Source organism: Citrobacter sp. wls716 (assembly GCF_005280975.1).
GTDB classification, from domain to species: Bacteria; Pseudomonadota; Gammaproteobacteria; order Enterobacterales; family Enterobacteriaceae; genus Citrobacter; species Citrobacter youngae.
Window position 1 is genome coordinate 136,388 of record NZ_SZWX01000024.1, and the last position, 22,855, is coordinate 159,242.

Annotated in this window: 22 protein-coding genes, 1 other RNA gene and 1 pseudogene; 15 read left to right on the forward strand and 9 right to left on the reverse strand. The window is 49.5% G+C overall.

Annotation, left to right across the window (positions count from 1 at the left end):
- Positions 1-40: 40 nt before the first annotated feature.
- The 3 genes from FDX24_RS07000 to ydiK form a co-directional block, all read right to left on the reverse strand.
- Positions 41-397, reverse strand: coding sequence for a YdiL family protein (locus tag FDX24_RS07000; RefSeq protein WP_048211847.1), 357 nt, complete (start codon positions 395-397; stop codon positions 41-43).
- A gap of 195 nt (positions 398-592) precedes the next feature.
- An RNA gene (gene rprA / locus FDX24_RS07005) (antisense sRNA RprA) lies at positions 593-700 on the reverse strand.
- Positions 701-888: 188 nt separating this feature from the next.
- Complete coding sequence (ydiK, locus tag FDX24_RS07010; RefSeq protein ID WP_048211846.1) at positions 889-1,998, reverse strand: AI-2E family transporter YdiK; 1,110 nt, start codon at positions 1,996-1,998, stop codon at positions 889-891.
- 213 nt (positions 1,999-2,211) lie between these two features.
- On the opposite strand from ydiK, the gene FDX24_RS07015 reads away from it, so the two are divergent.
- The 3 genes from FDX24_RS07015 to FDX24_RS07025 all read left to right on the forward strand — a co-directional run bounded on the left by FDX24_RS07015 (position 2,212) and on the right by FDX24_RS07025 (position 5,941).
- Positions 2,212-5,268, forward strand: a complete 3,057-nt coding sequence (locus FDX24_RS07015) for an FAD-binding and (Fe-S)-binding domain-containing protein (RefSeq protein ID WP_048211845.1) — start codon at positions 2,212-2,214, stop codon at positions 5,266-5,268.
- A complete protein-coding gene (gene menI, locus FDX24_RS07020; RefSeq protein WP_005120251.1) occupies positions 5,265-5,675 on the forward strand; it encodes a 1,4-dihydroxy-2-naphthoyl-CoA hydrolase in 411 nt (136 codons plus the stop codon). Before FDX24_RS07015 ends, menI begins: the two co-directional genes overlap by 4 nt.
- A gap of 77 nt (positions 5,676-5,752) precedes the next feature.
- Positions 5,753-5,941: a YdiH family protein gene (locus tag FDX24_RS07025; protein ID WP_005120249.1), complete on the forward strand. Its 189-nt coding sequence runs from the start codon at positions 5,753-5,755 to the stop codon at positions 5,939-5,941.
- A gap of 70 nt (positions 5,942-6,011) precedes the next feature.
- Here FDX24_RS07025 and FDX24_RS07030 read toward each other — a convergent pair whose 3' ends face one another.
- Entirely contained in the window at positions 6,012-6,863 is an 852-nt protein-coding gene (locus FDX24_RS07030; protein WP_101741696.1) for a Vmh family MBL fold metallo-hydrolase, read from the reverse strand.
- Between the two features lie 122 nt (positions 6,864-6,985).
- Between FDX24_RS07030 and FDX24_RS07035 the strand changes: the two genes are divergently transcribed.
- The 8 genes from FDX24_RS07035 to FDX24_RS07070 all read left to right on the forward strand — a co-directional run bounded on the left by FDX24_RS07035 (position 6,986) and on the right by FDX24_RS07070 (position 15,000).
- Entirely contained in the window at positions 6,986-7,861 is an 876-nt protein-coding gene (locus FDX24_RS07035) for a LysR family transcriptional regulator (RefSeq protein WP_137364049.1), read from the forward strand.
- A 491-nt stretch (positions 7,862-8,352) separates the two neighbouring features.
- Positions 8,353-8,721 (forward strand): Fe-S cluster assembly scaffold SufA, encoded by a 369-nt coding sequence (gene sufA, locus FDX24_RS07040; protein ID WP_115602118.1) that lies wholly within the window; start codon positions 8,353-8,355, stop codon positions 8,719-8,721.
- 8 nt (positions 8,722-8,729) lie between these two features.
- On the forward strand, positions 8,730-10,217 hold the full coding sequence (gene sufB / locus FDX24_RS07045; protein WP_061067803.1) for a Fe-S cluster assembly protein SufB: 1,488 nt from the start codon (positions 8,730-8,732) through the stop codon (positions 10,215-10,217).
- A 16-nt stretch (positions 10,218-10,233) separates the two neighbouring features.
- The gene (gene sufC, locus FDX24_RS07050) at positions 10,234-10,980 is read left to right on the forward strand and encodes a Fe-S cluster assembly ATPase SufC (RefSeq protein ID WP_061067804.1); all 747 of its coding nucleotides are present in this window, start codon (positions 10,234-10,236) and stop codon (positions 10,978-10,980) included.
- The gene (gene sufD, locus FDX24_RS07055; RefSeq protein WP_101741694.1) at positions 10,955-12,226 is read left to right on the forward strand and encodes a Fe-S cluster assembly protein SufD; all 1,272 of its coding nucleotides are present in this window, start codon (positions 10,955-10,957) and stop codon (positions 12,224-12,226) included. Before sufC ends, sufD begins: the two co-directional genes overlap by 26 nt.
- Entirely contained in the window at positions 12,223-13,443 is a 1,221-nt protein-coding gene (sufS, locus tag FDX24_RS07060; protein ID WP_048211839.1) for a cysteine desulfurase SufS, read from the forward strand. Before sufD ends, sufS begins: the two co-directional genes overlap by 4 nt.
- 12 nt (positions 13,444-13,455) lie before the next feature.
- Positions 13,456-13,872, forward strand: a complete 417-nt coding sequence (gene sufE, locus FDX24_RS07065) for a cysteine desulfuration protein SufE (RefSeq protein WP_137364050.1) — start codon at positions 13,456-13,458, stop codon at positions 13,870-13,872.
- A gap of 123 nt (positions 13,873-13,995) precedes the next feature.
- The gene (locus tag FDX24_RS07070) at positions 13,996-15,000 is read left to right on the forward strand and encodes a L,D-transpeptidase family protein (protein WP_048211837.1); all 1,005 of its coding nucleotides are present in this window, start codon (positions 13,996-13,998) and stop codon (positions 14,998-15,000) included.
- A 68-nt stretch (positions 15,001-15,068) separates the two neighbouring features.
- On the opposite strand, the gene lpp is transcribed toward FDX24_RS07070, so the two are convergent.
- From lpp to FDX24_RS23665, 3 genes are all read right to left on the reverse strand, one after another.
- Positions 15,069-15,305, reverse strand: a complete 237-nt coding sequence (lpp, locus tag FDX24_RS07075) for a murein lipoprotein Lpp (RefSeq protein ID WP_003029373.1) — start codon at positions 15,303-15,305, stop codon at positions 15,069-15,071.
- Positions 15,306-15,612: 307 nt separating this feature from the next.
- Positions 15,613-17,025: a pyruvate kinase PykF gene (gene pykF / locus FDX24_RS07080; RefSeq protein ID WP_003029366.1), complete on the reverse strand. Its 1,413-nt coding sequence runs from the start codon at positions 17,023-17,025 to the stop codon at positions 15,613-15,615.
- A 7-nt stretch (positions 17,026-17,032) separates the two neighbouring features.
- Complete coding sequence (locus FDX24_RS23665) at positions 17,033-17,227, reverse strand: hypothetical protein (RefSeq protein ID WP_245163452.1); 195 nt, start codon at positions 17,225-17,227, stop codon at positions 17,033-17,035.
- Positions 17,228-17,602: 375 nt separating this feature from the next.
- Between FDX24_RS23665 and FDX24_RS07085 the strand changes: the two genes are divergently transcribed.
- The 4 genes and pseudogenes from FDX24_RS07085 to FDX24_RS23670 all read left to right on the forward strand — a co-directional run.
- Positions 17,603-18,625, forward strand: coding sequence for a methionine ABC transporter ATP-binding protein (locus FDX24_RS07085; protein WP_048211836.1), 1,023 nt, complete (start codon positions 17,603-17,605; stop codon positions 18,623-18,625).
- Positions 18,618-19,286, forward strand: a complete 669-nt coding sequence (locus FDX24_RS07090) for a methionine ABC transporter permease (RefSeq protein WP_048211835.1) — start codon at positions 18,618-18,620, stop codon at positions 19,284-19,286. Before FDX24_RS07085 ends, FDX24_RS07090 begins: the two co-directional genes overlap by 8 nt.
- A 21-nt stretch (positions 19,287-19,307) precedes the next feature.
- The gene (locus tag FDX24_RS07095; RefSeq protein ID WP_048211834.1) at positions 19,308-20,120 is read left to right on the forward strand and encodes a MetQ/NlpA family ABC transporter substrate-binding protein; all 813 of its coding nucleotides are present in this window, start codon (positions 19,308-19,310) and stop codon (positions 20,118-20,120) included.
- A gap of 16 nt (positions 20,121-20,136) precedes the next feature.
- Positions 20,137-20,245: pseudogene (locus FDX24_RS23670) on the forward strand (hypothetical protein); the annotation flags it as partial.
- A 517-nt stretch (positions 20,246-20,762) separates the two neighbouring features.
- On the opposite strand, the gene FDX24_RS07105 reads toward FDX24_RS23670, so the two are convergent.
- Together FDX24_RS07105 and FDX24_RS07110 are read right to left on the reverse strand one after the other, a co-directional pair.
- Positions 20,763-22,166 carry a PAAR domain-containing protein gene (locus FDX24_RS07105; protein ID WP_137364051.1) on the reverse strand — a complete coding sequence of 468 codons (1,404 nt, stop codon included), beginning with the start codon at positions 22,164-22,166 and terminating at the stop codon, positions 20,763-20,765.
- 276 nt (positions 22,167-22,442) lie between these two features.
- On the reverse strand, positions 22,443-22,742 hold the full coding sequence (locus FDX24_RS07110; RefSeq protein WP_137364052.1) for a hypothetical protein: 300 nt from the start codon (positions 22,740-22,742) through the stop codon (positions 22,443-22,445).
- Positions 22,743-22,855 lie beyond the last annotated feature (113 nt).

Here is a 22,855-nt window from a genome sequence, read left to right on the forward strand (position 1 = left end):
GGGTGCCCGTGTTGCAACGTAGTGCTGGCGTTATGACCGCCTAACACAAACGCTCGAGGTTGTGTGCATAGAGTTCCACTGCAGCAGATTGGTAGATTTTCCAGTCGAGAAAATTGTCGTGGTTATAAACTGCCTGAAAAGAAACCAGATCGGGGAAAAAACGCATTGTGTTATTACCAATACGATTATTTATTTTTTCGATGATCGCGTTAATTCTTAACTTTCTCTTGGCTTTCATTTCTGCACAAATGCACGCGATGTTTTCCGGGATTTCTTTTTCCCCACTTTCCCATTGTTGCCAGGCAACAATGTCGCCATCACGCGCGATATACGCGGCGCTTTCTTCCACCGTCATAGCAAAAATATGGCGGATAGCCTGCAATTCTAATGCGTTCATTATTTCATCACTTCATAAAAGACGGTGGAATAGTAATAGCATTGTTGTGGATATTTCGGCTTGAAGAGAGTCACAGTATCTTGTGCAATATTATTTGTTATTAATCTGTGAAGTTGGTGCATTTGGCGTGAGAGTGAAATAAAACAATTGGCTAGCTGATGTGATGTAGGCCGTGATGGGACGTGGAAATGCAGGATAAAAAAAAGCCCAACGTGGGAGTTGGGCAAAGACTACACACAGCAATTCGTTATTTCACTCAGGGGATTTCCATGCTTATAAATCAATGTGTTGATCTAAAGCCTTGGGGTAATAGTAGGCATGCTGGTTTTTCACGTCGATCAGATTCATCTCAATAGTTTAAAAACTGTAAAGAATTTGCGACATAAATGAGTACTCCCACAGGGCTGGGGCTGGGGTTGGTTCGGGGAGTTGCGATGTATTTATCAGCAATAGTAAACAATCAGGCGGCAATGTTGCCGCCTGATGTTGTATTACTTATTGCTTTCGATTTCAGCGATTTCTTCGAGAATTTTATCCGGGTCAGTGCCCGGTGCAGGGGCTTCATTGACCCATGCGGAGAACAGGCGCCATGAAACAGCCAGTACCACTGGGCCGATAAACAGACCAATCATACCGAATGCAATCAACCCGCCGATAACCCCGGAAAGAATAAGGATCAACGGCAAATCAGCCCCCATACGGATCAGCATGGGACGAATAACGTTATCCAGTGTTCCGACCACGCCACTCCACACCAACAGCACCGTGCCCCAGGTAGAATCACCTGTCCAGTAAAGCCAGATAATGGCCGGAATCAGCACCGGTAAAGGCCCCAGTTGCACCAGACAGGAGAGGATCATCAACACCGCCAGTAGCGTCGCGTAAGGTACCCCCGTTACCGCCAGACCAATACCGCCGAGGACGGCCTGTACCAGCGCGGTGACGACCACGCCTAATGCAACCGCACGAATGGCCTGTGCTGCCAACAGGATTGCCGCGTCACCGCGTTTTGATGCAAGACGGCAGGCGAAGTGGCGAATGCCTAGCGCCACCTGCTCACCGCGCCAGTACAGCAGGGCGCTGAATAGCAACATCAAGCCACAGTGCATCATAAAGCGGCCAATATGCGCGGCCTGACCAACAAACCAGGTGGTTGTGGTACCGATATAGGGACGAACCTTAGCCATGATAGCCGAACCGCCCATATCCAACAGGCTGTGCCATGCGCCATAGAGTTTGGCACCCACCAGAGGAATACTGTTTAACCACGCCAGATCCGGCAGCGTCATATCACCGGCGGTAACGGCATGAATCAGGGGACCACTGCCATCAACGATGCTGTTGACCAACAGAGCGATAGGAATAATAAATAACAGAACTAACAACAGGGTCATCACCAGCACGGCCAGCGAACGGCGTCCCCACAGCAATTTTTGTATACGTATCAGGATGGGCCAGGTCGCAATGACCACCGTACCTGCCCAGGCAAAACCGAGGATAAAGGGTTGCACAATCCAGAGACAGGCCACAATCATGATGGCTAAAAACAGCACCGATAGCAGCACTTGTGCAATATCCCTGGGCTGACGGAAATTTACCATAAATACTTTTCACCTTTGTCTTTGCGTCAGAACGTTGACGCGACGTGAACACGTTAATCACACTCTATAATGATGAGCAATTTCAGCGGTTTTGAACAGGCGGATTCTGCCTGTAAATCTGCTGAGCGTATTAGAAAAAAATGTGATACAACAAACAAAGCAACACGCAAACGATTAAATTCACAACACAGACCGCAGGAAAGGGTCACTATAATGATTCCACAAATTTCTCAGGCGCCAGGTGTCGTTCAACTGGTGCTCAATTTTTTGCAGGCGCTGGAGCAGCAAGGGTTCACGGGCGATACGGCAACGAGCTATGCCGATCGTCTGACAATGTCGACGGATAACAGTATCTATCAGCTTCTGCCTGATGCCGTGGTTTTCCCTCGTTCGACGGCTGATGTGGCGCTTATTGCCCGCCTGGCGTCAGAACCGCTCTTTTCGTCGTTGATTTTTACCCCTCGCGGCGGCGGCACAGGCACCAACGGGCAGGCGCTTAATCAGGGCATTATTGTTGATATGTCCCGTTACATGAGCCGCATCATTGAAATCAATGTGCAGGAAGGTTGGGTGCGGGTAGAGGCGGGGGTGATAAAAGATCAGCTTAACCAATATCTGAAACCCTACGGCTATTTCTTTGCGCCTGAATTGTCCACCAGTAACCGGGCGACGTTGGGGGGAATGATCAACACCGACGCTTCCGGGCAAGGTTCGCTGGTCTACGGTAAAACCTCCGATCACGTGCTGGGTATTCGCGCGGTATTGATGGGCGGGGATATTCTCGATACCCAGCCGATGCCGGTTGAATTTGCCGAAATGCTCGGTAAAAACAATACGGCGATTGGGCGCATCTATAAGACGGTTTATGAACGGTGTCGTGAGAACCGACAGTTGATCATTGACAAGTTTCCAAAGCTCAATCGCTTTTTAACCGGCTACGACCTGCGGCACGTCTTCAATGATGAGATGACCGAGTTTGATTTAACCCGCATCCTTACGGGGTCCGAAGGTACGCTGGCCTTTATCACCGAAGCCCGCCTTGATATCACGCCGCTGCCTAAAGTTCGGCGACTGGTCAACGTCAAATACGATTCGTTTGACTCTGCATTGCGTAATGCGCCAGTGATGGTGGAAGCGCGCGCGCTGTCGGTCGAAACCGTCGATTCAAAAGTGCTTAATCTGGCGCGTGAAGATATTGTCTGGCACTCCGTCAGCGAATTGATTACCGATGTCCCGGATAAAGAGATGCTCGGGCTGAATATCGTCGAGTTTGCTGGTGACGATGAAGCATTAATTGATTCTCAGGTCAGTGCGCTGTGTGAACGTCTGGACGGGCTAATTGCCCGGCAGGAAGCCGGCGTAATTGGCTGGCAGCTGTGTACCGAACTGGCTGGTGTCGAGCGCATCTACGCCATGCGGAAAAAGGCCGTTGGTCTGCTGGGTAATGCCAAAGGCTCTGCGAAGCCGATTCCGTTTGCCGAAGATACCTGCGTACCGCCGGAACACCTGGCCGACTATATTGCCGAGTTCCGTGCGCTACTCGATAGTCATGGCCTGAGCTATGGCATGTTTGGTCACGTGGATGCCGGGGTGCTGCACGTCAGACCCGCGCTGGATATGTGCGATCCGCAACAAGAAGTGCTGATGAAGCGCATCTCTGATGATGTGGTGGCGCTGACGGCCAAATACGGTGGTCTGCTATGGGGCGAACACGGGAAAGGTTTCCGTGCTGAGTACAGTCCGGCATTCTTTGGCGAGGAACTGTATCGCGAACTGCGCAAAGTGAAGTCGGCGTTTGATCCGCAAAACCGGCTCAATCCGGGGAAAATTTGCCCTCCGGAAGCCATCGATGCGCCAATGATGAAAGTGGATGCGGTTAAACGTGGGACTTACGATCGTCAAATCCCGCTGGCCGTTCGACAGGAGTGGCGTGGGGCAATGGAGTGTAACGGCAACGGGTTATGCTTTAACTTCGATGCCAAAAGCCCGATGTGTCCGTCGATGAAAATTAGCCTCAATCGCATTCACTCGCCAAAAGGGCGGGCAACGCTGGTACGGGAATGGTTGCGCCTGTTGGCCGATCGTGGGATCGACCCCGTGAAACTGGAAAAAGAGTTGCCAGAAAAACGTGCCAGTTTACGTACGCTAATCGCCCGAACCCGGAACAGCTGGCATGCACGTAAGGGCGAGTATGATTTCTCGCATGAAGTGAAAGAGGCGATGTCCGGGTGTTTGGCATGTAAAGCCTGTTCTACGCAGTGCCCGATAAAAATTGACGTTCCGGAATTCCGCTCGCGCTTCCTGCAGCTGTATCACACGCGCTATCTGCGCCCGCTTCGCGATCACATGGTCGCCACCGTTGAGAGTTATGCACCGCTGATGGCGCGCGCACCTAAAACGTTCAACTTTTTCATCAATCAACCGCTGGTACGTAATCTGGCTAAAAAACACATCGGCATGGTGGATTTGCCGCTGTTGTCTGCACCATCATTACAACGACAGCTGGTCGGGCATCGTTCGGCCAATATGACGCTGGAACAGCTTGAAGCTCTCAGCCAGGAGCAAAAAGCACGTACGGTGCTGGTGGTGCAGGACCCTTTCACCAGCTATTACGATGCACAGGTAGTGGCTGATTTCATCCGACTGGTAGAAAAATTGGGTTTGCAGCCGGTGTTGTTGCCATTCTCGCCTAACGGCAAAGCGCAGCATATAAAGGGCTTTTTAAACCGGTTTGCAAAAACGGCGAAAAAGACCGCTGAATTCCTCAACCGGGTGGCAAAGCTGAATATCCCAATGGTCGGTGTCGATCCGGCGCTGGTGCTATGTTATCGCGATGAATACACGCTGGCGCTCGGCGAGCAGCGCGGTGATTTCCATGTCTTACTGGTCAATGAGTGGTTATCGGCTGTACTGGCGTCACAACCGCCGGTCGCTATCGGTGGCGAACCGTGGTACTTCTTCGGACACTGTACCGAAGTGACCGCTCTGCCGGGAGCGCCTGCGCAGTGGGCCGCGATTTTTGCCCGGTTTGGGGCCAAACTGGAAAACGTCAGCGTGGGGTGCTGCGGGATGGCGGGTACCTATGGTCACGAAGTGAAGAATCATCAGAACTCACTGGGGATCTATGAGTTATCATGGCACCAGGCAATGCAACGATTGCCGCGTAACCGTTGTCTGGCTGCCGGATATTCATGTCGAAGCCAGGTTAAACGCGTAGAAGGCACAGGCGTTCGCCACCCATTACAGGCATTACTGGAGATTATAGGATGATCTGGAAACGTGAAGTCACACTCGAGGCGCTCAACGCCATGGGTGAAGGAAATATGGTCGGGCTGCTCGATATTCGTTTTGTGCATATCGGCGACAATACTCTGGAAGCCACAATGCCCGTGGACCATCGCACCAAACAACCCTTTGGTTTGCTGCACGGCGGGGCGTCTGTCGTGCTGGCTGAGAGCATTGGCTCGGTGGCTGGATATCTGTGTACGATGGGCACTCAAAAAGTGGTGGGCCTTGAGATTAACGCCAACCACGTTCGTTCTGCACGTGAAGGGCTCGTCAGAGGGGTGTGCAGCCCTGTGCATACCGGTTCACGTCATCAGGTGTGGCAAATCGAGATCTTTGATGAGCAGGGTCGGTTATGCTGCACCTCGCGACTGACGACCGCTATTTTGTGATGCATGTTGAGTTTGGTCATTATCTGCGCAGGTAATGGTGTTATACTGTGCAGGTTCTGAACACAAGCGAGGATGATATGTCTACCCAATTAGACCCGGCCCAACTGGCAATAGAATTTTTACGTCGTGATAAAACCGATCTTTCACCAGCTCAGTACCTGAAAAGATTGAAACAATTAGAGCTGGAGTTTGCCGATTTATTAACGCTCTCTTCGACTGAACTGAAAGAAGAGATCTATTTTGCCTGGCGCCTGGGCGTTCATTGATTCCGGTATGCCTGTCGTAATAAAAACCCCGACACATGTGTTCGGGGTTATTTTTTGCCTTAAACCTTGTTTACCACTTCATCTCACCGGTATTCACTTTCGCACTCAGCTCCAGAGAGCTTTCGTCTGCAAGGCCCGGCCACGCTGCGGTCATTGTTTTTATCACGTAGGCTGAACCTTTTTTCGCGCCCAGCGCCTGCTCAAACGACTGCAAATAATCCTGGGTGAAGTGAATCGCTTTATCACCCGTCGGGCGTTCACCAATATAATGACCGGGAATCACCTGAGTGGGATGTAATTGCTGCATTTCACTCAGCACGTTTCGCCATGCCGTGCGCTCTGCCGATGACTGCGTGTCCGCTGTCCAGACGTGAATACCTGAAGCGATACCGGTTCCGCCAATGATGGCGCGGTTCGCCGGGATCCAGACATACGCCGCATAGTCATTAGGATGGCGTAATTCCAGCGTTTCGCCATCAACCGTAAAGCGTGTTTGCGTGGTGGCCTGCGGTACAGTGAGCGATGTTGGCGCGCCATCTTTCATCTGTGGGCCCCAGAACTGTAATTTGGCTTCTTTGGTGGCACGAATATGATCCACCACGTGCGGCGTAGCCAACACCTTGACACCGGGGAAGGCTTTGACAAGTGGCTCAAGGCCAAAGTAGAAATCCGGATCGCCAGACGTGATCACAATGGCTTTCAGCGTCTTACCGCTGGTGCGAATCAGTTGCACCAGTTTTTCACTGTCTTTGGTGCTGAATTGGGCATCAAACAAAATCGCTTCTTTCGGGCCGGACACCAGCGTAGAAGAGACCGGGAAAATAGCCTTTTCCTGCGGATTGTAGACATCCAACTGTAGTGGAGCGGCAAATGCCGAAGAGGCAAACAGGGGTAACAGCATAGCCAGTGTATTGATTTTCATAACGGGGAACCTTGTGCAGGACATTGTCTTTTGATCGTTCCCGTATTTTAAGGAAATTCGGATCTGTTAGAATTCCCATATCAGGACATGCTGAGTTTCATAAAACGATCGGATGGGATGCAATGGACAGAGTCATGGCGGCAACAGTTTTTAACCATATCTGTGATTTAGGCAGTTTGAGTGCCGCCGCGCGCGCGCTGGGGCTTTCCCGGCCGATGGTCAGTCGCTATCTGGATGAGATGGAAAAGTGGACCGGGGCGCGGCTTATCCATCGTTCGTCACGGCGCTTGACAATCACGCCTGCCGGTGAAGAGGCATTGGTGAAAACCCGCACCCTGGCACAGCTTTCGCGAGATATCGGTGCCGCCGGGCTCGCGCAAACTCCATCGGGCACGCTACGTGTGGCGTGTGCACATTTTACCGCCATACATATTCTGGCGCCGGTGCTGCCCGCGTTTCTTGCTCGCTATCCTGACCTCCGCATTGAAGTTGAGATCAACAATCAACCGGTAAGCCTGGTTGGAGAGCGTATCGATGTGGCGATCCGCATCACGGAAAACCCCGAACCCGGAACGATTGCCCGGCGCTTAGGGGATTGTGAATCGGTGTTATGTGCCTCCGTGGATTATCTTAACCAGCATGGCATCCCAAAAAACGTCGACGATCTTGCGCAGCATAATTGCCTTTATTACAGCGGATTCGCCGGAAAGTCATGGCATTTTCTGGCTGCGCAAGGGCAAGCCGTCACTGTGGCCATTAAAGGTAATTTAAGCGCCGGTATCTCGTCACTGCTATGTGAATCCGCCCTGGCGGGGATGGGGATTGCGTTGGTACCTGAGCAGGAGGCGAGAGAAGGGCTGGCGCAGGGGAGATTAATACGACTTCTACCCCAACTACAGCCTAAACGCCTGCCGATTTATGGTTTATATCTTTCCCGCGATCACCAGCCTGCGGGGTTGCGACTGTTGCTGGACGCACTGAATGAGACACAGTGCTAACTATGTGATTGAGTGTGTTTATAAAATAGTCAAAGCGCAATTTGTGTTAAAAAAAATTTATCAGTGTATGAGATTCTTCTGATCGCCCCTTCAAGAGCTAAGCCATTGTGAGTGCCGGAGATAAGCGCCGGATGGGGCCGGAACCCTTAAGCCTGCCAGCAAGCAGACTTAAGGGTTTTTTATGGCCCACATGCGCTTTGGGCCGTATTGCTCCCCCGTAGTCATCCCCACCTATCCCTTAAATAGACATTATCTATACATCTTTTAGCATTTGACCTGCCGGAACGATTACACATTCATAATCTATTATTAATCAATGTATTGAATAAAAAAATCCATCCCTGTTAACCCTCGCCGCAGGGTCTATGCTTAATAAAAGTCGTCAAAAAGGGCGGTTAACCCGAATGCCCCTGCTGTTGAGGGGTTGAAGTGATAATCATTATCACTAACATGGTGTTATAGCTTAAAAGCTAGTGACTCGAGGTAACCCTATGGAATTGCATTCAGGAACATTTAATCCCAACGATTTTGCGTGGCGCGGGCTGACGTTAACGCCAGCGGCAGCGGCGCATATCCGTGAACTGGTGGCAAGGCAACCCGATATGTTGGGTGTGCGGTTAGGCGTGAAACAAACCGGGTGCGCGGGATTCGGCTATGTGCTGGACACCGTCAAGCAACCTGAGAAAGACGATCTTCTGTTTGAAACGGATGGCGCCAGACTTTATGTCCCGTTACAGGCGATGCCGTTTATCGATGGAACTGAAGTCGATTTCGTGCGTGAAGGATTAAATCAGTTATTTAAATTTCATAACCCGAAAGCCCAGAACGAATGTGGCTGTGGCGAAAGCTTTGGGGTATAGGCGGTACTATGTCTCGTAATACTGAAGCAACTGACGATGTCAACACCTGGGCTGGCGGGCACCTCAATTACAAAGAGGGGTTCTTTACCCAACTCAAAACCGATGAGCTGGCCAAAGGGATCAACGAAGAGGTCGTGCGCGCGATTTCGGCAAAACGAAATGAACCCGACTGGATGCTGGAATTCCGTCTGAATGCGTTTAACGCGTGGCTGACCATGGAAGAACCACACTGGCTAAAAGCGCACTATGACAAACTGAACTACCAGGATTACAGCTATTACTCTGCACCTTCTTGCGGTAATTGTGATGAAACCTGCGCCTCTGAGCCGGGCGCGGTGCAACAAACGGGCGCGAATGCATTTTTAAGCAAAGAGGTTGAAGACGCGTTCGAGCAGCTTGGCGTGCCGGTCCGTGAAGGCAAAGAGGTGGCGGTGGATGCCATTTTCGATTCGGTGTCAGTCGCAACGACCTACCGCGATAAGCTGGCGGAACAGGGTATTATTTTCTGCTCGTTCGGCGAAGCCATCCACGATCATCCTGAACTGGTAAAAAAATACCTCGGTACCGTCGTCCCGGGGAATGACAATTTCTTTGCCGCGCTGAATGCGGCGGTAGCATCAGACGGCACGTTTATTTATGTGCCGAAAGGCGTGCGTTGCCCAATGGAACTGTCGACCTATTTCCGTATCAATGCAGAAAAAACCGGACAGTTTGAACGCACGATTCTGGTGGCGGATGAGGGGAGTTACGTCAGCTATATCGAAGGTTGTTCGGCACCGGTGCGTGACAGTTACCAACTGCATGCGGCGGTGGTTGAGGTGATCATCCATAAAGATGCTGAGGTGAAGTATTCAACGGTACAAAACTGGTTCCCCGGCGATGGCAATACTGGCGGCATCCTGAATTTCGTGACCAAACGTGCGCTGTGTGAAGGCGAAAACAGCAAAATGTCATGGACGCAGTCAGAGACCGGTTCAGCCATTACCTGGAAGTACCCGAGCTGCATTTTGCGCGGTGATAATTCGATCGGCGAATTCTACTCCGTTGCGCTGACCAGCGGTCATCAGCAGGCCGATACCGGCACCAAAATGATCCACATTGGCAAGAACACGAAATCGACCATTATCTCGAAAGGGATTTCTGCCGGACATAGCCAGAACAGCTACCGCGGCTTAGTGAAAATTATGCCTACCGCCACTAACGCCCGCAACTATACCCAATGTGATTCGATGCTGATCGGGGCGGACTGTGGGGCGCATACCTTCCCGTATGTGGAGTGCCGTAACAACAGCGCTCAGCTTGAACATGAAGCGACGACCTCGCGCATTGGCGAAGATCAGCTGTTTTACTGCCTGCAACGTGGCATCAGCGAAGAAGATGCTATCTCGATGATCGTCAATGGTTTCTGTAAAGACGTGTTCTCTGAGCTGCCGCTGGAATTTGCTGTGGAAGCGCAAAAACTTCTCGCCATAAGTCTTGAACACAGCGTCGGCTAAAATTTAAGGAAAGCACATGTTAAGCATTAAAGATTTACAGGTCAGTGTGGAAGATAAGGCGATACTGCGTGGGCTGAGTCTTGAGATTCGCCCCGGAGAAGTCCACGCCATTATGGGGCCGAACGGTTCCGGGAAAAGCACGTTGTCTGCGACACTCGCCGGACGAGAAGATTATGCAGTCACTGGCGGGACGGTAGAATTCAACGGTAAGGATTTACTGGAACTGTCACCGGAAGACCGTGCCGGTGAAGGCATCTTTATGGCATTTCAGTATCCGGTAGAAATCCCCGGCGTCAGTAATCAGTTTTTCCTGCAAACGGCACTGAATGCTGTGCGCAGCTACCGTGGCGAAGAGTCGCTGGACAGGTTTGACTTCCAGGATCTGATGGAAGAAAAAATTGCGTTGCTGAAGATGCCGGAAGATTTGCTCACCCGTTCGGTCAACGTGGGCTTCTCCGGCGGAGAGAAAAAGCGTAATGACATTTTGCAAATGGCGGTACTGGAGCCTCAGTTGTGCATTCTGGATGAGTCGGACTCCGGGCTGGATATCGATGCGCTGAAAATCGTCGCAGACGGCGTGAACTCGCTACGCGACGGGCAACGCTCATTTATTATCGTCACCCACTACCAGCGAATCCTCGACTATATCAAACCCGATTACGTCCACGTTCTCTACCAGGGGCGCATTGTGAAGTCCGGTGATTTTACGTTGGTTAAACAGCTGGAGGAGCAAGGGTATGGCTGGCTTAGTGAACAGCAGTAATGTGCTCCAGCAGTGGCATCATCTGTTTGAAGCGCAGGGTGAGCGTCGCTCACAGCATGCGCAACAACACCTGCAACAGATGTTGCGGCTGGGGTTGCCGACGCGTAAACATGAGGACTGGAAATACACGCCGCTGGAAGGGTTAACCAACAGCCAGTTTGTCAGTGATGTTGCTGAGATAACGTCAGCCCAGTGTGAAGCGTTGGCACCGGCTATTGATGCCATACGACTGGTATTTGTCGACGGGCAATTCTCTCCAACGCTGAGCGACAGCACAGAAGGTAGCGGTTTTGACATTACCGTTGATGATGCGCGTCAGGCGCTCCCTGCGGCTATCCAGCCAGAGGTGTTCCTGCATCTGACCGAAAGCCTCTCACGCAGCGTCACGCACATTCAGGTCAAACGATATCAACGTCCAGCGAAACCGCTGCTGTTGATGCACATCACCCAGGGGCTGGCAGGTGATGAGGTGAATACCGCGCACTATCGTCACCATCTTGAACTGGCCGAAGGTGCAGAGGCTACCGTCATTGAGCACTATGTTAGCCTGAATGCGCATCGACATTTTACCGGTGCACGCTTAACGATGAACGTGGCGGCAAATGCCCATTTTCACCATATCAAACTGGCGTTTGAGAATCCGGTTAGCCACCATTTCGCGCATAACGATATCCAGTTAGGGGCAGATGCGACGGCGGTGAGCTACAGCTTCTTACTCGGTGGTGCGGTATTACGCCATAACACCAGTACCCAGCTTAATGGGGAGAACAGCACACTGCGCCTTAACAGCCTGGCGATGCCGGTGAAAAATGAAGTCTGCGATACCCGAACCTGGCTTGAACACAATAAGGGGTATTGCAACAGCCGCCAGTTACATAAAACGATTGTCAGCGATAAAGGCCGGGCGGTGTTTAATGGCCTGATTAACGTGGCGCAGCATGCCATTAAAACCGATGGTCAGATGACCAACAATAATTTGCTGCTCGGTAAACTGGCGGAAGTGGATACCAGGCCGCAACTGGAAATCTACGCTGATGACGTGAAATGCAGCCACGGGGCGACGGTAGGGCGGATCGACGATGAACAGATGTTCTATCTGCGTTCGCGTGGGATTGGCCAGCAGGATGCCCAACAGATGATTCTCTACGCGTTTGCCGCTGAACTGACGGAAGCTCTGAGCGATGAAACGCTGAAACAACAGGTACTGGCGCGGATAGCCCAACGTCTGCCGGGAGGCGTAGCATGACATTTCCCATTGAAAAAGTACGGGCCGATTTTCCGGTCCTGACGCGTGAGGTCAACGGCTTACCGCTGGCTTACCTCGACAGTGCTGCCAGTGCGCAAAAGCCCAACCAGGTGATTGATGCCGAGGCAGAGTTTTATCGGCATGGCTATGCGGCTGTCCATCGGGGGATTCATACGCTCAGCGCTCAGGCAACGGAAAAAATGGAGAATGTCCGTAAGCTGGCGTCATTGTTTATTAACGCGCGTTCAGCCGAAGAGCTGGTGTTTGTCCGCGGTACGACGGAGGGCATCAACCTGGTGGCGAACAGCTGGGGCAATAGCAATGTTCGGGCGGGTGATAACATCATCATCAGTGAAATGGAACACCACGCCAATATTGTCCCCTGGCAGATGCTGTGCGCCCGTGTAGGTGCGGAACTGCGTGTTATCCCACTGAATGCCGACGGGACGTTGCAACTGGAAACGCTATCGACGCTGTTTGATGACCGTACGCAACTGTTGGCCATTACCCACGTATCTAATGTGCTGGGCACTGAAAATCCGCTGCCGGAGATGATCGCGCTGGCGCATCAGTACGGCGCAAAAGTGCTGGTAGACGGCGCGCAGGCGGTCATGCACCACCCGGTGGACGTGCAGGCGCTGGATTGCGACTTTTATGTCTTCTCCGGACATAAGCTGTATGGACCCACCGGCATTGGCGTGTTGTATGCCAGAGAGTCGCTGCTGCAGGAAATGCCACCGTGGGAAGGCGGTGGCTCGATGATAGCAACCGTCAGTCTGAGCCAGGGAACGACGTGGGCTAAAGCCCCCTGGCGGTTTGAAGCCGGAACGCCGAACACCGGAGGGATTATCGGTCTGGGAGCGGCCATTGAATATGTTAGCGCGTTGGGTCTTAGTGAAATCAGCGAATATGAACAGTTCATGATGCGCTATGCGCTGGAGCAACTGGCGGAGGTACCTGATCTGACGCTCTACGGCCCGGAAAACCGTCTGGGCGTGATTGCGTTTAACCTCGGCAAACATCACGCGTATGACGTCGGTAGCTTTCTTGATAACTATGGAATTGCAGTGCGGACTGGGCATCACTGCGCTATGCCATTGATGGCTTATTATCACGTTCCCGCGATGTGCCGGGCTTCCATTGCCATGTATAACACCCATGAAGAAGTGGATCGCCTGGTAACGGGCCTCAAGCGTATTCATCACTTGCTGGGATAACAGGGAGGCATTATGGCTGCGCTACCGGATAAAGAAAAACTGTTGCGTAATTTTCTGCGTTGCGCTAATTGGGAAGAGAAATACCTGTACATCATTGAACTGGGTCAGCGCCTGCCGGAATTAACTGCCGACGATCGCTGCCCGGAAAATAGCATTCAGGGATGTCAAAGTCAGGTATGGATTGTTATGCGGCAGAATGCTGAAGGTATTATTGAATTACAGGGCGACAGTGATGCGGCAATTGTGAAAGGACTTATTGCCGTGGTATTCATTTTGTATGATCGCATGACGGCCCAGGATATTGTGAATTTTGATGTGCGCCCGTGGTTTGAAAAAATGGCGCTCGCACAGCATCTCACACCGTCTCGTTCACAAGGGCTGGAGGCGATGATTCGGGCTATTCGCGCCAAAGCCGCAACTCTTAGCTAAACTGATAAAACACGTCAACTTTCAGACCGACTTGAAAGCGTTCGTGTAAGGCAACGCAATGACTCGTAGGCCGGATCGGACGTTTGCCGTCATCCGGCAATAACGCCAGGGGGGTGAGTGAGTATGAAACGCGCGTCTGTTATTACGTTAATGCTGATCGGCGCTTACAGCGCTATACAGGCCGCCTGGGCGGTCGATTACCCTTTGCCACAGGCTAACAGCCGTCTTGTCGGGCAAAATCAAACCTACACCGTGCAGGAAGGCGATAAAAACCTACAGGCGATTGCCCGTAAGTTTGATACCGCCGCAATGCTGATCCTTGAAGCCAATAATACTATTGCCCCCGTCCCTAAACCCGGAACGCTGATCACTATTCCCTCGCAATTATTGCTGCCAGATGCGCCACGCGAAGGCATTATTGTGAATCTGGCGGAACTGCGTCTGTATTACTTCCCGCCGGGAGAGAATAGTGTTCAGGTATTCCCGATTGGTATCGGTTTGCAGGGGCTGGAAACGCCGGTAATGGAAACGCGGGTTGGTCAGAAAATCCCCAATCCGACCTGGACCCCTACTCCGGGCATCCGTAAACGCTCTCTGGAGCGCGGCATAACATTACCGCCGGTAGTGCCTGCGGGGCCAAATAATCCGTTAGGGCGCTTTGCACTGCGTCTGGCGCATGGAAACGGTGAATACCTGATCCATGGCACCAGCGCGCCGGACAGCGTGGGCTTGCGTGTGAGTTCCGGCTGTATTCGCATGAATGCACCGGACATCAAAGCGTTGTTCGAGCAGGTGCGACCAGGTACGCCTGTCAGAGTGATCAACGAGCCGATAAAGTACGCCGTCGAGCCAAATGGTATGCGCTATGTCGAAGTGCATCGACCGCTGTCACCGGAAGAGGAACAAAACGTCCAGACCATGCCGTATGTGCTACCAGCCGGCTTTACCCAGTTTAAAGACAATAAAGCGGTGGATAACAGTCTGGTGGAAAGGGCGTTGTATCGTCGTGCAGGTTATCCGGTCACCGTCACTGTCGGGCAAGCATCGGTCGCGAGCAATGGGCCAGAAGTGAAGTCTGCGCAAAATGGTGTGCCGGGAGAAGATGCTGAGGTGCGCGCTACGCAATAACAGGGAAGGGGAATTCAGAGCAAAAAAAATGGCGCACAATGTGCGCCATTTTTATTACACAGATACTATTACTTGCGGTATTTAGTAGCTGCGTTGTCCAGACGCTGGTTAGCGCGAGCTGCGTCATCTTTAGCAGCCTGAACGTCGGAACGCATTGCGTTCACGTCGTTGCTCAGCTGGTCAACTTTAGCGTTCAGAGTCTGAACGTCAGAAGACAGCTGATCGATTTTAGCGTTGCTGGAGCAACCTGCCAGCAGAGTAGAACCCAGGATTACCGCGCCCAGTACCAGTTTAGTACGATTCATTATTAATACCCTCTAGATTGAGTTAATCTCCATGTAGCGTTACAAGTATTACACAAAGTTTTTTATGTTGAGAATATTTTTTTGATGGGAATGCACTTATTTTTGATCGTTCGCTCAAAGAAGCATCGAATTGTGCAAAAACAGCTAAAAACTCGTGAGAAAACAGAAAGCTTCCATCGGATTCATCTTAGATAATCTCGGATTGGATAGTGAAATCCGATTTGATTTTTTATTAATCGTGGCTATCAAGAAAATAAAAAAGCGCCGCAAGGGCGCTTTTTAAGCAAATTAATTCGCGATGGAATTATTACAGCACGTGAACAGATGCCGTATTGGTGGTGCCGCTCGGAACCAGCGCACCGGAAACCATCACCACAACGTCACCTTTCTGTGCCAGACCGCTTTCCAGAGCAACTTCTTTACCCAGGCGATAGAAATCATCGGTAGAGCTGATTTCTTTAACCACCTGTGCAACAACGCCTTTGCTCAGCACCAGCTGACGCGCGGTAGTTTCGTTGGTGGTCAGCGCCAGGATGGTGGCATCAGGGAAGTATTTACGTACTGCGCGAGCAGATTTACCGCCCTGGGTTGCGACGACGATCAGCGGAGCATCCAGTTTTTCTGCAGTTTCAACCGCGCCACGGCAAACGGCTTCGGTGATGCGCAGTTTGCGGCTGTCGTTGTTGAAGTCCAGACGGCTGGTCATCACGCGGTCAGTACGCTCACAGATGGTCGCCATGATGGTAACGGCTTCCAGCGGGTATTTACCTTTTGCAGACTCACCAGACAGCATGACTGCGTCGGTACCGTCGAGGATGGCGTTAGCAACGTCACCAGCTTCAGCACGGGTCGGACGCGGGTTTTTGATCATGGAGTCCAGCATCTGGGTCGCAGTGATAACGACTTTACGTGCGCGGATACATTTTTCGATGATCATTTTCTGCGCGAAGATAACTTCTTCAACCGGGATCTCAACGCCCATATCGCCACGAGCAACCATGATGCCGTCAGACGCTTCGAGGATTTCGTCGAAGTTGTTCAGGCCTTCCTGGTTTTCGATTTTGGAGATGATCTGGATGTTTTCGCCGCCGTGCGCTTTCAGGTGCTCGCGGATTTCAACGACGTCAGAACGTTTACGGATAAAGGAGGCTGCAACGAAGTCAACGCCTTGTTCGCAACCGAAGATCAGGTCTTGTTTGTCTTTTTCAGCCAGTGCTGGCAGGGCAATGGAAACGCCCGGCAGGTTAACGCCTTTGTTTTCGCCCAGGTCGCCGTTGTTCAGCACTTTACAGATAACTTTGTTACCTTCGATAGCGGTAACTTCCATGCCAATCAAACCATCGTCGACCAGAACGGTGTTACCGACGGACAGGTCTTTAGTGAAGCCTTCATAGGTAACAGCAACGATTTCATTGTTGCCCACAACAGATTTGTCGGTAGTGAAAGTGAAGGTCTGGCCCGCTTTCAGAGAAACGTCGTTGCCGCCTTCCAGCTTAATGGTACGGATTTCCGGACCTTTGGTGTCGAGCAGAATAGCGGCTTTTTTACCGGTTTTGCTCATGACGTTGCGCAAATTCTTGATGCGCTGACCGTGTTCTGCGTAATCACCGTGGGAGAAGTTCAGACGCATGACGTTCATGCCCGCGTCCAGCATTTTGGTTAACATCTCTTCGGATTCGGTTTTCGGACCGATGGTGCAAACAATTTTCGTCTTTTTCATGACAGTCTTAGTCTTTAAGTTGAGAAGGATATGGAAATCTGGCTTCCATCGCGCACGGATGGAAAGCTAAACCTGAGTTACGAAAGTTGTGATGCCTCGCTCTAAGAATAGGTGACATCGATAAAGCGTGCAGAGGAATGTGTGCTTGCGTTTCAGCCCAACGGGATGGTGAGTTTTGTAGTCGTTGAGTTTTACAGGTCAATGTGCTGAAACCATTCAAGAGACAATTGGCGCGCATTATACGCTGAAAATTATCAAAAAGGAAAATGGAAACAGCGTTTCAAAAGAGTTCTGTGCAGTTTCACAAGAAATATTCACTAATTTGTTCATAGGTATGGATAAAGAGGTTGTCCACCGTCGAGGTTTGTTGCGCAACAACCTGCATTTGTCCTCTCAGATGAGGGTTATCCTGTCATCCCGGCTCGAATGTCTTCATATTTCTAAAAGTTATATCAAATTCTTTTTAATTCATTTTAAAAGTCAATCTCGCTGATTACACTCATTTGGACATCCATACTGCTAAACAGCCAAAAGCACTAGCAGGATAACAATAAGCAGCAGCGGATACCCAAACGACATGATTGTCCTGAAAAATATTTCGAAAGTGTTTACGCCAGGCAGGCTTTCTATTACCGCTGTCGATGATGTCAACCTGACGGTTGAGCAGGGGCAGATTTACGGGATCATTGGTTACAGCGGGGCGGGAAAAAGCACCTTAATACGTTTGCTCAATGGTCTGGAAAAACCGTCCTCCGGTAGCGTGACGATTAACGGCCAGGATATTTCCGCCGCCCGCGGGGAATCGTTGCGTCAGGCACGGTTGAAAATCAGCATGGTGTTTCAGCACTTTAATTTACTGTGGTCACGCACCGTCAGTGAAAATATCGCTTTCTCTATGCAAATTGCCGGTGCGCCGAAAGCGATGATTAAGGCGCGAGTGGCCGAGCTGATTACCCTTGTCGGTCTGAGCGGTCGCGAAAATGCGTATCCATCGCAGCTCAGTGGCGGCCAAAAGCAGCGCGTAGGGATCGCCCGCGCGCTGGCGAATAATCCTGATGTACTGCTCTGTGACGAGGCTACGTCAGCCCTGGATCCGCAAACTACCGATCAGATTCTGGAGTTACTGCTCGATATTAACCGTCGCTTCAAATTAACCATCGTGCTGATCACCCATGAAATGCACGTGGTACGCAAGATCTGCGATCGCGTCGCGGTAATGGAAAACGGCAGGGTGGTTGAAGAGGGCGATGTACTTACTGTCTTTACCCATCCACAGCAACCGATCACCCGACAGTTCGTTCGTCAGGTGAGTCAATATGCCGAGGAAGACGAATTCAACCCGCAGCTGGCCAGCGAACTTGGCGGCGTGGTGATCAGGCTTACGTTTACCGGGCAACGTACGCATCGGCCAGTGGTTGGCGAATTGACCTTACGCTATGGCCTGCCGTTTAACATTTTGCACGGCAAGATGACGCAAACCGCGCACGGTGTGTTTGGTCAGCTCTGGGTGCACGTTGTGGCCTCTGAGGAACAATTGAACAATATTTTGGCCGACCTGCGCCAGAGCGACATTGAAGGCGAGGTGATTCAACATGCCTGAAGATCTGTTTCCCCATCTGAAGTGGGACCAACTGCTGGCAGCAACCCAGGAAACGCTCTATATGACGGCACTTTCTGGTGCGGCAACGTTTGTCCTTGGGATTGCACTCGGGCTGGCGCTGTTCCTGACCGCTCGCGGTGGACTATTCCAGAACCGCGCCTTGTATAGCGCGATCTCGCTGGTGGTCAATATTTTCCGCTCGATCCCGTTCATCATTCTGATCGTATTGCTAATACCGTTTACCAAAACGATCGTTGGCACCATTCTCGGCGCCAATGCCGCGTTGCCCGCGTTGATTGTGGGGGCTGCACCTTTTTACGCACGCCTGGTCGAAATCGCCCTGCGTGAAGTCGATAAAGGCGTTATTGAAGCGACGCGCTCGATGGGCGCACGTCTGACGACGCTTGTTTTTCGGGTTTTACTGCCGGAATCCTCACCCGCTCTGGTGTCCGGGATCACCGTGACGCTGATTGCACTGGTTAGCTACAGCGCGATGGCGGGGGTGATTGGTGCCGGTGGTTTAGGGAACCTGGCTTATCTGGAAGGATTCCAGCGCAACCACAGCGACGTCACGCTGGTGGCGACGGTAACGATTCTGCTCATCGTCTTCATCATTCAGCTTTGCGGCGATGTGATCACTTCTCTGTTAGATAAACGCTAATAAAATACGGAAACCATCATCATGAAAAAATCACTGACATTACTCGCAGCTGCAACCTTAAGCGCCCTGAGCTTTGCCTCGTGGGCAGATACGCTGACCGTTGGCGCGTCCAACGTGCCGCATGCAGAGATCCTCGAGCAGGCTAAGCCTATACTGGCGAAGCAAGGGATAGACCTGGAGATTAAACCATTCCAGGACTACATTCTGCCGAACACCGCGCTGGCGGGTCGTGAGATTGACGCTAACTACTTCCAGCATATCCCGTACCTGAATAGCGTGATTAAAGATCATGCTGGCGACAAATCCTATGATTTCGTCAGCGCAGGGGCGATTCATATTGAGCCGATTGGTATCTATTCGAAAAAGGTGAAGTCACTGAAGGATCTGCCGGAAGGTGGCAAGGTGATCATGCGTGATGCGGTATCTGAAGAAGGTCGTATTCTGTCGATTTTTGAAAAAGAGGGTGTGATCAAGCTGAAGCCGGGTGTGGATAAAGTGACGGCGCGCATTAGCGACATCGTAGAGAACCCGAAAAAGTTGAAGTTCTTACCTAACGTGGAAGCGGCGCTGTTACCGCAGATGTATAACAATGAAGAAGGGGATGCGGTGGTGATTAACGCCAACTACGCAATCGACGCCGGACTGGATCCAGTGAAAGATCCGATTGCCGTAGAAAGCGGTGAAAACAACCCGTATGCCAATATCATTACCGTGCATCGCGGTGACGAGAAGAAAAAGGATATCGTGGCGCTGGTTGATGTGCTGCACTCCAAAGAGATCCAGGACTGGATCCGTACCAAATATAAAGGCGCGGTGATCCCGGTTAATAACTGATCCGCTTTTTGCTGAGTGGCGTATGAACGGTAACACATTGATGATGTCAACGATTGGTGTGTTGACCAGTTCATACCAGATGGACCGGAACGCTGATGTCTATCGATCCGGTTAACCATATGGCTGGATAGTTGATCAGATATATGGGGCATTGAAATAAAAACTATAAAGGGACTCTGATGGAGTCCCTTTATTTATTCAAGTATGCCATTATCACCAATGAAATAAATGAAATTGCTACGAATATATTAAAATAATGAGTTATCACATAAATTCTTGTTAATTTTTTCGGTAATGATTTTATAAACTTTACATCGCAAGGGTTGGAACTATCTAAGGCCTTTTTATTGAGTATCAAGGGGCTTGTGATAAAATTCGTTTTTATATTATAACCAGTTAAAAAAAATGGTGATGATTTATAAAATAGTATGGTGTTAAATGGCAATTCGCCAAATTCTTTCTTATATAAACCACATATTACATAAAAATTCTTATTGCCAATAAACATTAATATATACATGATTATGACACTGAAAACAACTATTCCAGTTAAAATTAATATGATTAATCCATTGTTAGTCATATACTTCCTTATTATTTAACCATGGCAGAGGAAGCTAATTAATTGCTTCTGATTGGGTATTAATTAGTAGTGTTATATATTGATTCACCTATAAATGTCCCTCCTTCTTCGCCAGCCTTACCAACTCCAAATGATGTTATTGCTGGTACAACAATTTGGCAAGCTAAAGCTCCCACGCCTCCCTCTGTAGCACTTATAGCAGCCAGTACAATTGAACAGACGGCTGTCGATGTTCGTTTAATGGCAAAGTTAAATGCTACCGGAGCAGCTAACCCGCCAGTAAATTTACCAATTTCAGTGTAAGCCGTTTTTTCACAATCTCTACCAATTGTACAGGCATCATAAATAGAATTAGCACCATTCAATGCTGACAAGACAATACCAACTTTATTAAATGTTTTCATCAACTTTACCAGTTTTGCTGATTTTTCTATATAAGTTGCGTAACCTTCAATATCGTCAACCCCGGTCTGATTCCATTTATGAATAATAGACGATGACGACAATCTCAGTGATTTTTTTATATCATCATACTGAGCAAGACCAATATGCTCTCTAAATATTTTTAAAAATATCCCATCCAGCTTTTTGAATAATCGCCTACGTTCTACAAAAAATTGCTCGCCAATTAACATACCACGCGTTGCATATTGATTTTTATATGCATCCTGAATTTGCTTTAACGTACTTTCAATTTCACCAAAATATTTTTCTGACATATCACTAAGAATACCACCATAGTCAGAACCATATGAAGTAAACATGTCTATTGCATGTCTGTTTTGATACAAAAACCTTGCTTCATCTAATGTTAATGGTTCCAGCGCATTATCAATTTTATCTCTGGCTTTCTCGATATGTTTGATTTGATCTGCATCCTGTTTTTCTGGATCTGCAATAATTAAAATTGAACCCGGTTTTTTCTTCATGTCTGGATTTAATTTTTTATATAGTTCGCGCGTTCCCTCTGGCGGATTAATAAAAATATAAGGTTCATATGATGATGGTGTGGCCCCGTAAGGTAATACGCAAAATCCAGCATCTACAGGTTCGCGTGACGGTTCATCTTCATCTTCTTCTACTGGACAGGATGGCCCCGGTCTCATAGTTAGCGGGGGTGGTGCGTTCTGTGGCGCTACAGACGCTACTCTGGTTACTGGTTGAGGAGCGGAGACAATTTTGCTTTCGTAATCGTATGACGCATAAATATACGAGTTAATAAATCGACATCTACACAAGCATGTTCCAACACTATGCGCAGTTCCGGCAGCACTTCTGCCATGAATAAAGTAACCAGGTTGTCCCCCCACTATTTGGTAAAGTTGTTTATCTGAGCCGCATATATAGTGATCACCTTCACAAGCGGTTGGTTGCCCATTAATAATATGATTTGCACAACCAGTAACAATAGTTCCTCCACACGTTGTTTTATCGCCAACGATTAAAAAATATGCGCGTCCCATTTGCGTACTCCTTATTTTATTAAATTTAAATTCTCTGGGTTACAAAAAATCCATGAGTTTTCCCAGGTTGCCATATAAACACAATCATCTATTCTACTGGACTCCTTTAGTTTTATTCTATTGTATGCAATTAAACTTTGTTCTTTCAAATAATCAATATCATAACTACACAGTGATTTAGTATGATTTATGAAATCAGGAAATCTTTTTCTCCATATTTTACAAAACTCATCTGTTATCTTTTGAGGAATTTGTAATATTGGATGTTCGCTATCCTCAGTTATATTTGGCTGGGATTGTTACTTGAGCTAAATGATAATTTGAACTAATAATTTCATGCTCTTTATTAGCCCACAATCCGGCATGTAATAACAAATAATAATCGTCGGTTTTTTTAATCTGCTGATTATTCATCATCATTTCTTTAATATTGAAATCATCTAATGGATATACATCCCATTTTTCATTAAACCTCTGTGCTAAATATGTTGAATAAAATGCCGCGTCCATTTTTGAATAAAATATAGAAATGCCTTCAATATTCTTATCGTATTTTCGCCATAACGGCTCTAACATCTTTTCATTCTTATGTGTAGTCTTATTATGTATTCCAGTGATCCGACCTAAAACCCATAATTCATGCTCGCTTATGTACTGACAAACTTCTCTATTGCTTTGATAGAAATACA

Coding starts and splice junctions, on each gene's coding strand:
- sufB (WP_061067803.1), top strand. CDS start 8,730: ATGTCTCGTAATACTGAAGCAACTGACGATGTCAACACCTGGGCTGGC.
- FDX24_RS07110 (WP_137364052.1), bottom strand. CDS start 22,742: ATGTTAGAGCCGTTATGGCGAAAATACGATAAGAATATTGAAGGCATT.
- sufC (WP_061067804.1), top strand. CDS start 10,234: ATGTTAAGCATTAAAGATTTACAGGTCAGTGTGGAAGATAAGGCGATA.
- lpp (WP_003029373.1), bottom strand. CDS start 15,305: ATGAATCGTACTAAACTGGTACTGGGCGCGGTAATCCTGGGTTCTACT.
- FDX24_RS07035 (WP_137364049.1), top strand. CDS start 6,986: ATGGACAGAGTCATGGCGGCAACAGTTTTTAACCATATCTGTGATTTA.
- sufS (WP_048211839.1), top strand. CDS start 12,223: ATGACATTTCCCATTGAAAAAGTACGGGCCGATTTTCCGGTCCTGACG.
- FDX24_RS07030 (WP_101741696.1), bottom strand. CDS start 6,863: ATGAAAATCAATACACTGGCTATGCTGTTACCCCTGTTTGCCTCTTCG.
- FDX24_RS07105 (WP_137364051.1), bottom strand. CDS start 22,166: ATGGGACGCGCATATTTTTTAATCGTTGGCGATAAAACAACGTGTGGA.
- FDX24_RS07070 (WP_048211837.1), top strand. CDS start 13,996: ATGAAACGCGCGTCTGTTATTACGTTAATGCTGATCGGCGCTTACAGC.
- pykF (WP_003029366.1), bottom strand. CDS start 17,025: ATGAAAAAGACGAAAATTGTTTGCACCATCGGTCCGAAAACCGAATCC.
- FDX24_RS07095 (WP_048211834.1), top strand. CDS start 19,308: ATGAAAAAATCACTGACATTACTCGCAGCTGCAACCTTAAGCGCCCTG.
- menI (WP_005120251.1), top strand. CDS start 5,265: ATGATCTGGAAACGTGAAGTCACACTCGAGGCGCTCAACGCCATGGGT.
- FDX24_RS07015 (WP_048211845.1), top strand. CDS start 2,212: ATGATTCCACAAATTTCTCAGGCGCCAGGTGTCGTTCAACTGGTGCTC.
- ydiK (WP_048211846.1), bottom strand. CDS start 1,998: ATGGTAAATTTCCGTCAGCCCAGGGATATTGCACAAGTGCTGCTATCG.
- sufA (WP_115602118.1), top strand. CDS start 8,353: ATGGAATTGCATTCAGGAACATTTAATCCCAACGATTTTGCGTGGCGC.
- sufE (WP_137364050.1), top strand. CDS start 13,456: ATGGCTGCGCTACCGGATAAAGAAAAACTGTTGCGTAATTTTCTGCGT.
- FDX24_RS07090 (WP_048211835.1), top strand. CDS start 18,618: ATGCCTGAAGATCTGTTTCCCCATCTGAAGTGGGACCAACTGCTGGCA.
- FDX24_RS07000 (WP_048211847.1), bottom strand. CDS start 397: ATGAACGCATTAGAATTGCAGGCTATCCGCCATATTTTTGCTATGACG.
- FDX24_RS07025 (WP_005120249.1), top strand. CDS start 5,753: ATGTCTACCCAATTAGACCCGGCCCAACTGGCAATAGAATTTTTACGT.
- sufD (WP_101741694.1), top strand. CDS start 10,955: ATGGCTGGCTTAGTGAACAGCAGTAATGTGCTCCAGCAGTGGCATCAT.
- FDX24_RS07085 (WP_048211836.1), top strand. CDS start 17,603: ATGATTGTCCTGAAAAATATTTCGAAAGTGTTTACGCCAGGCAGGCTT.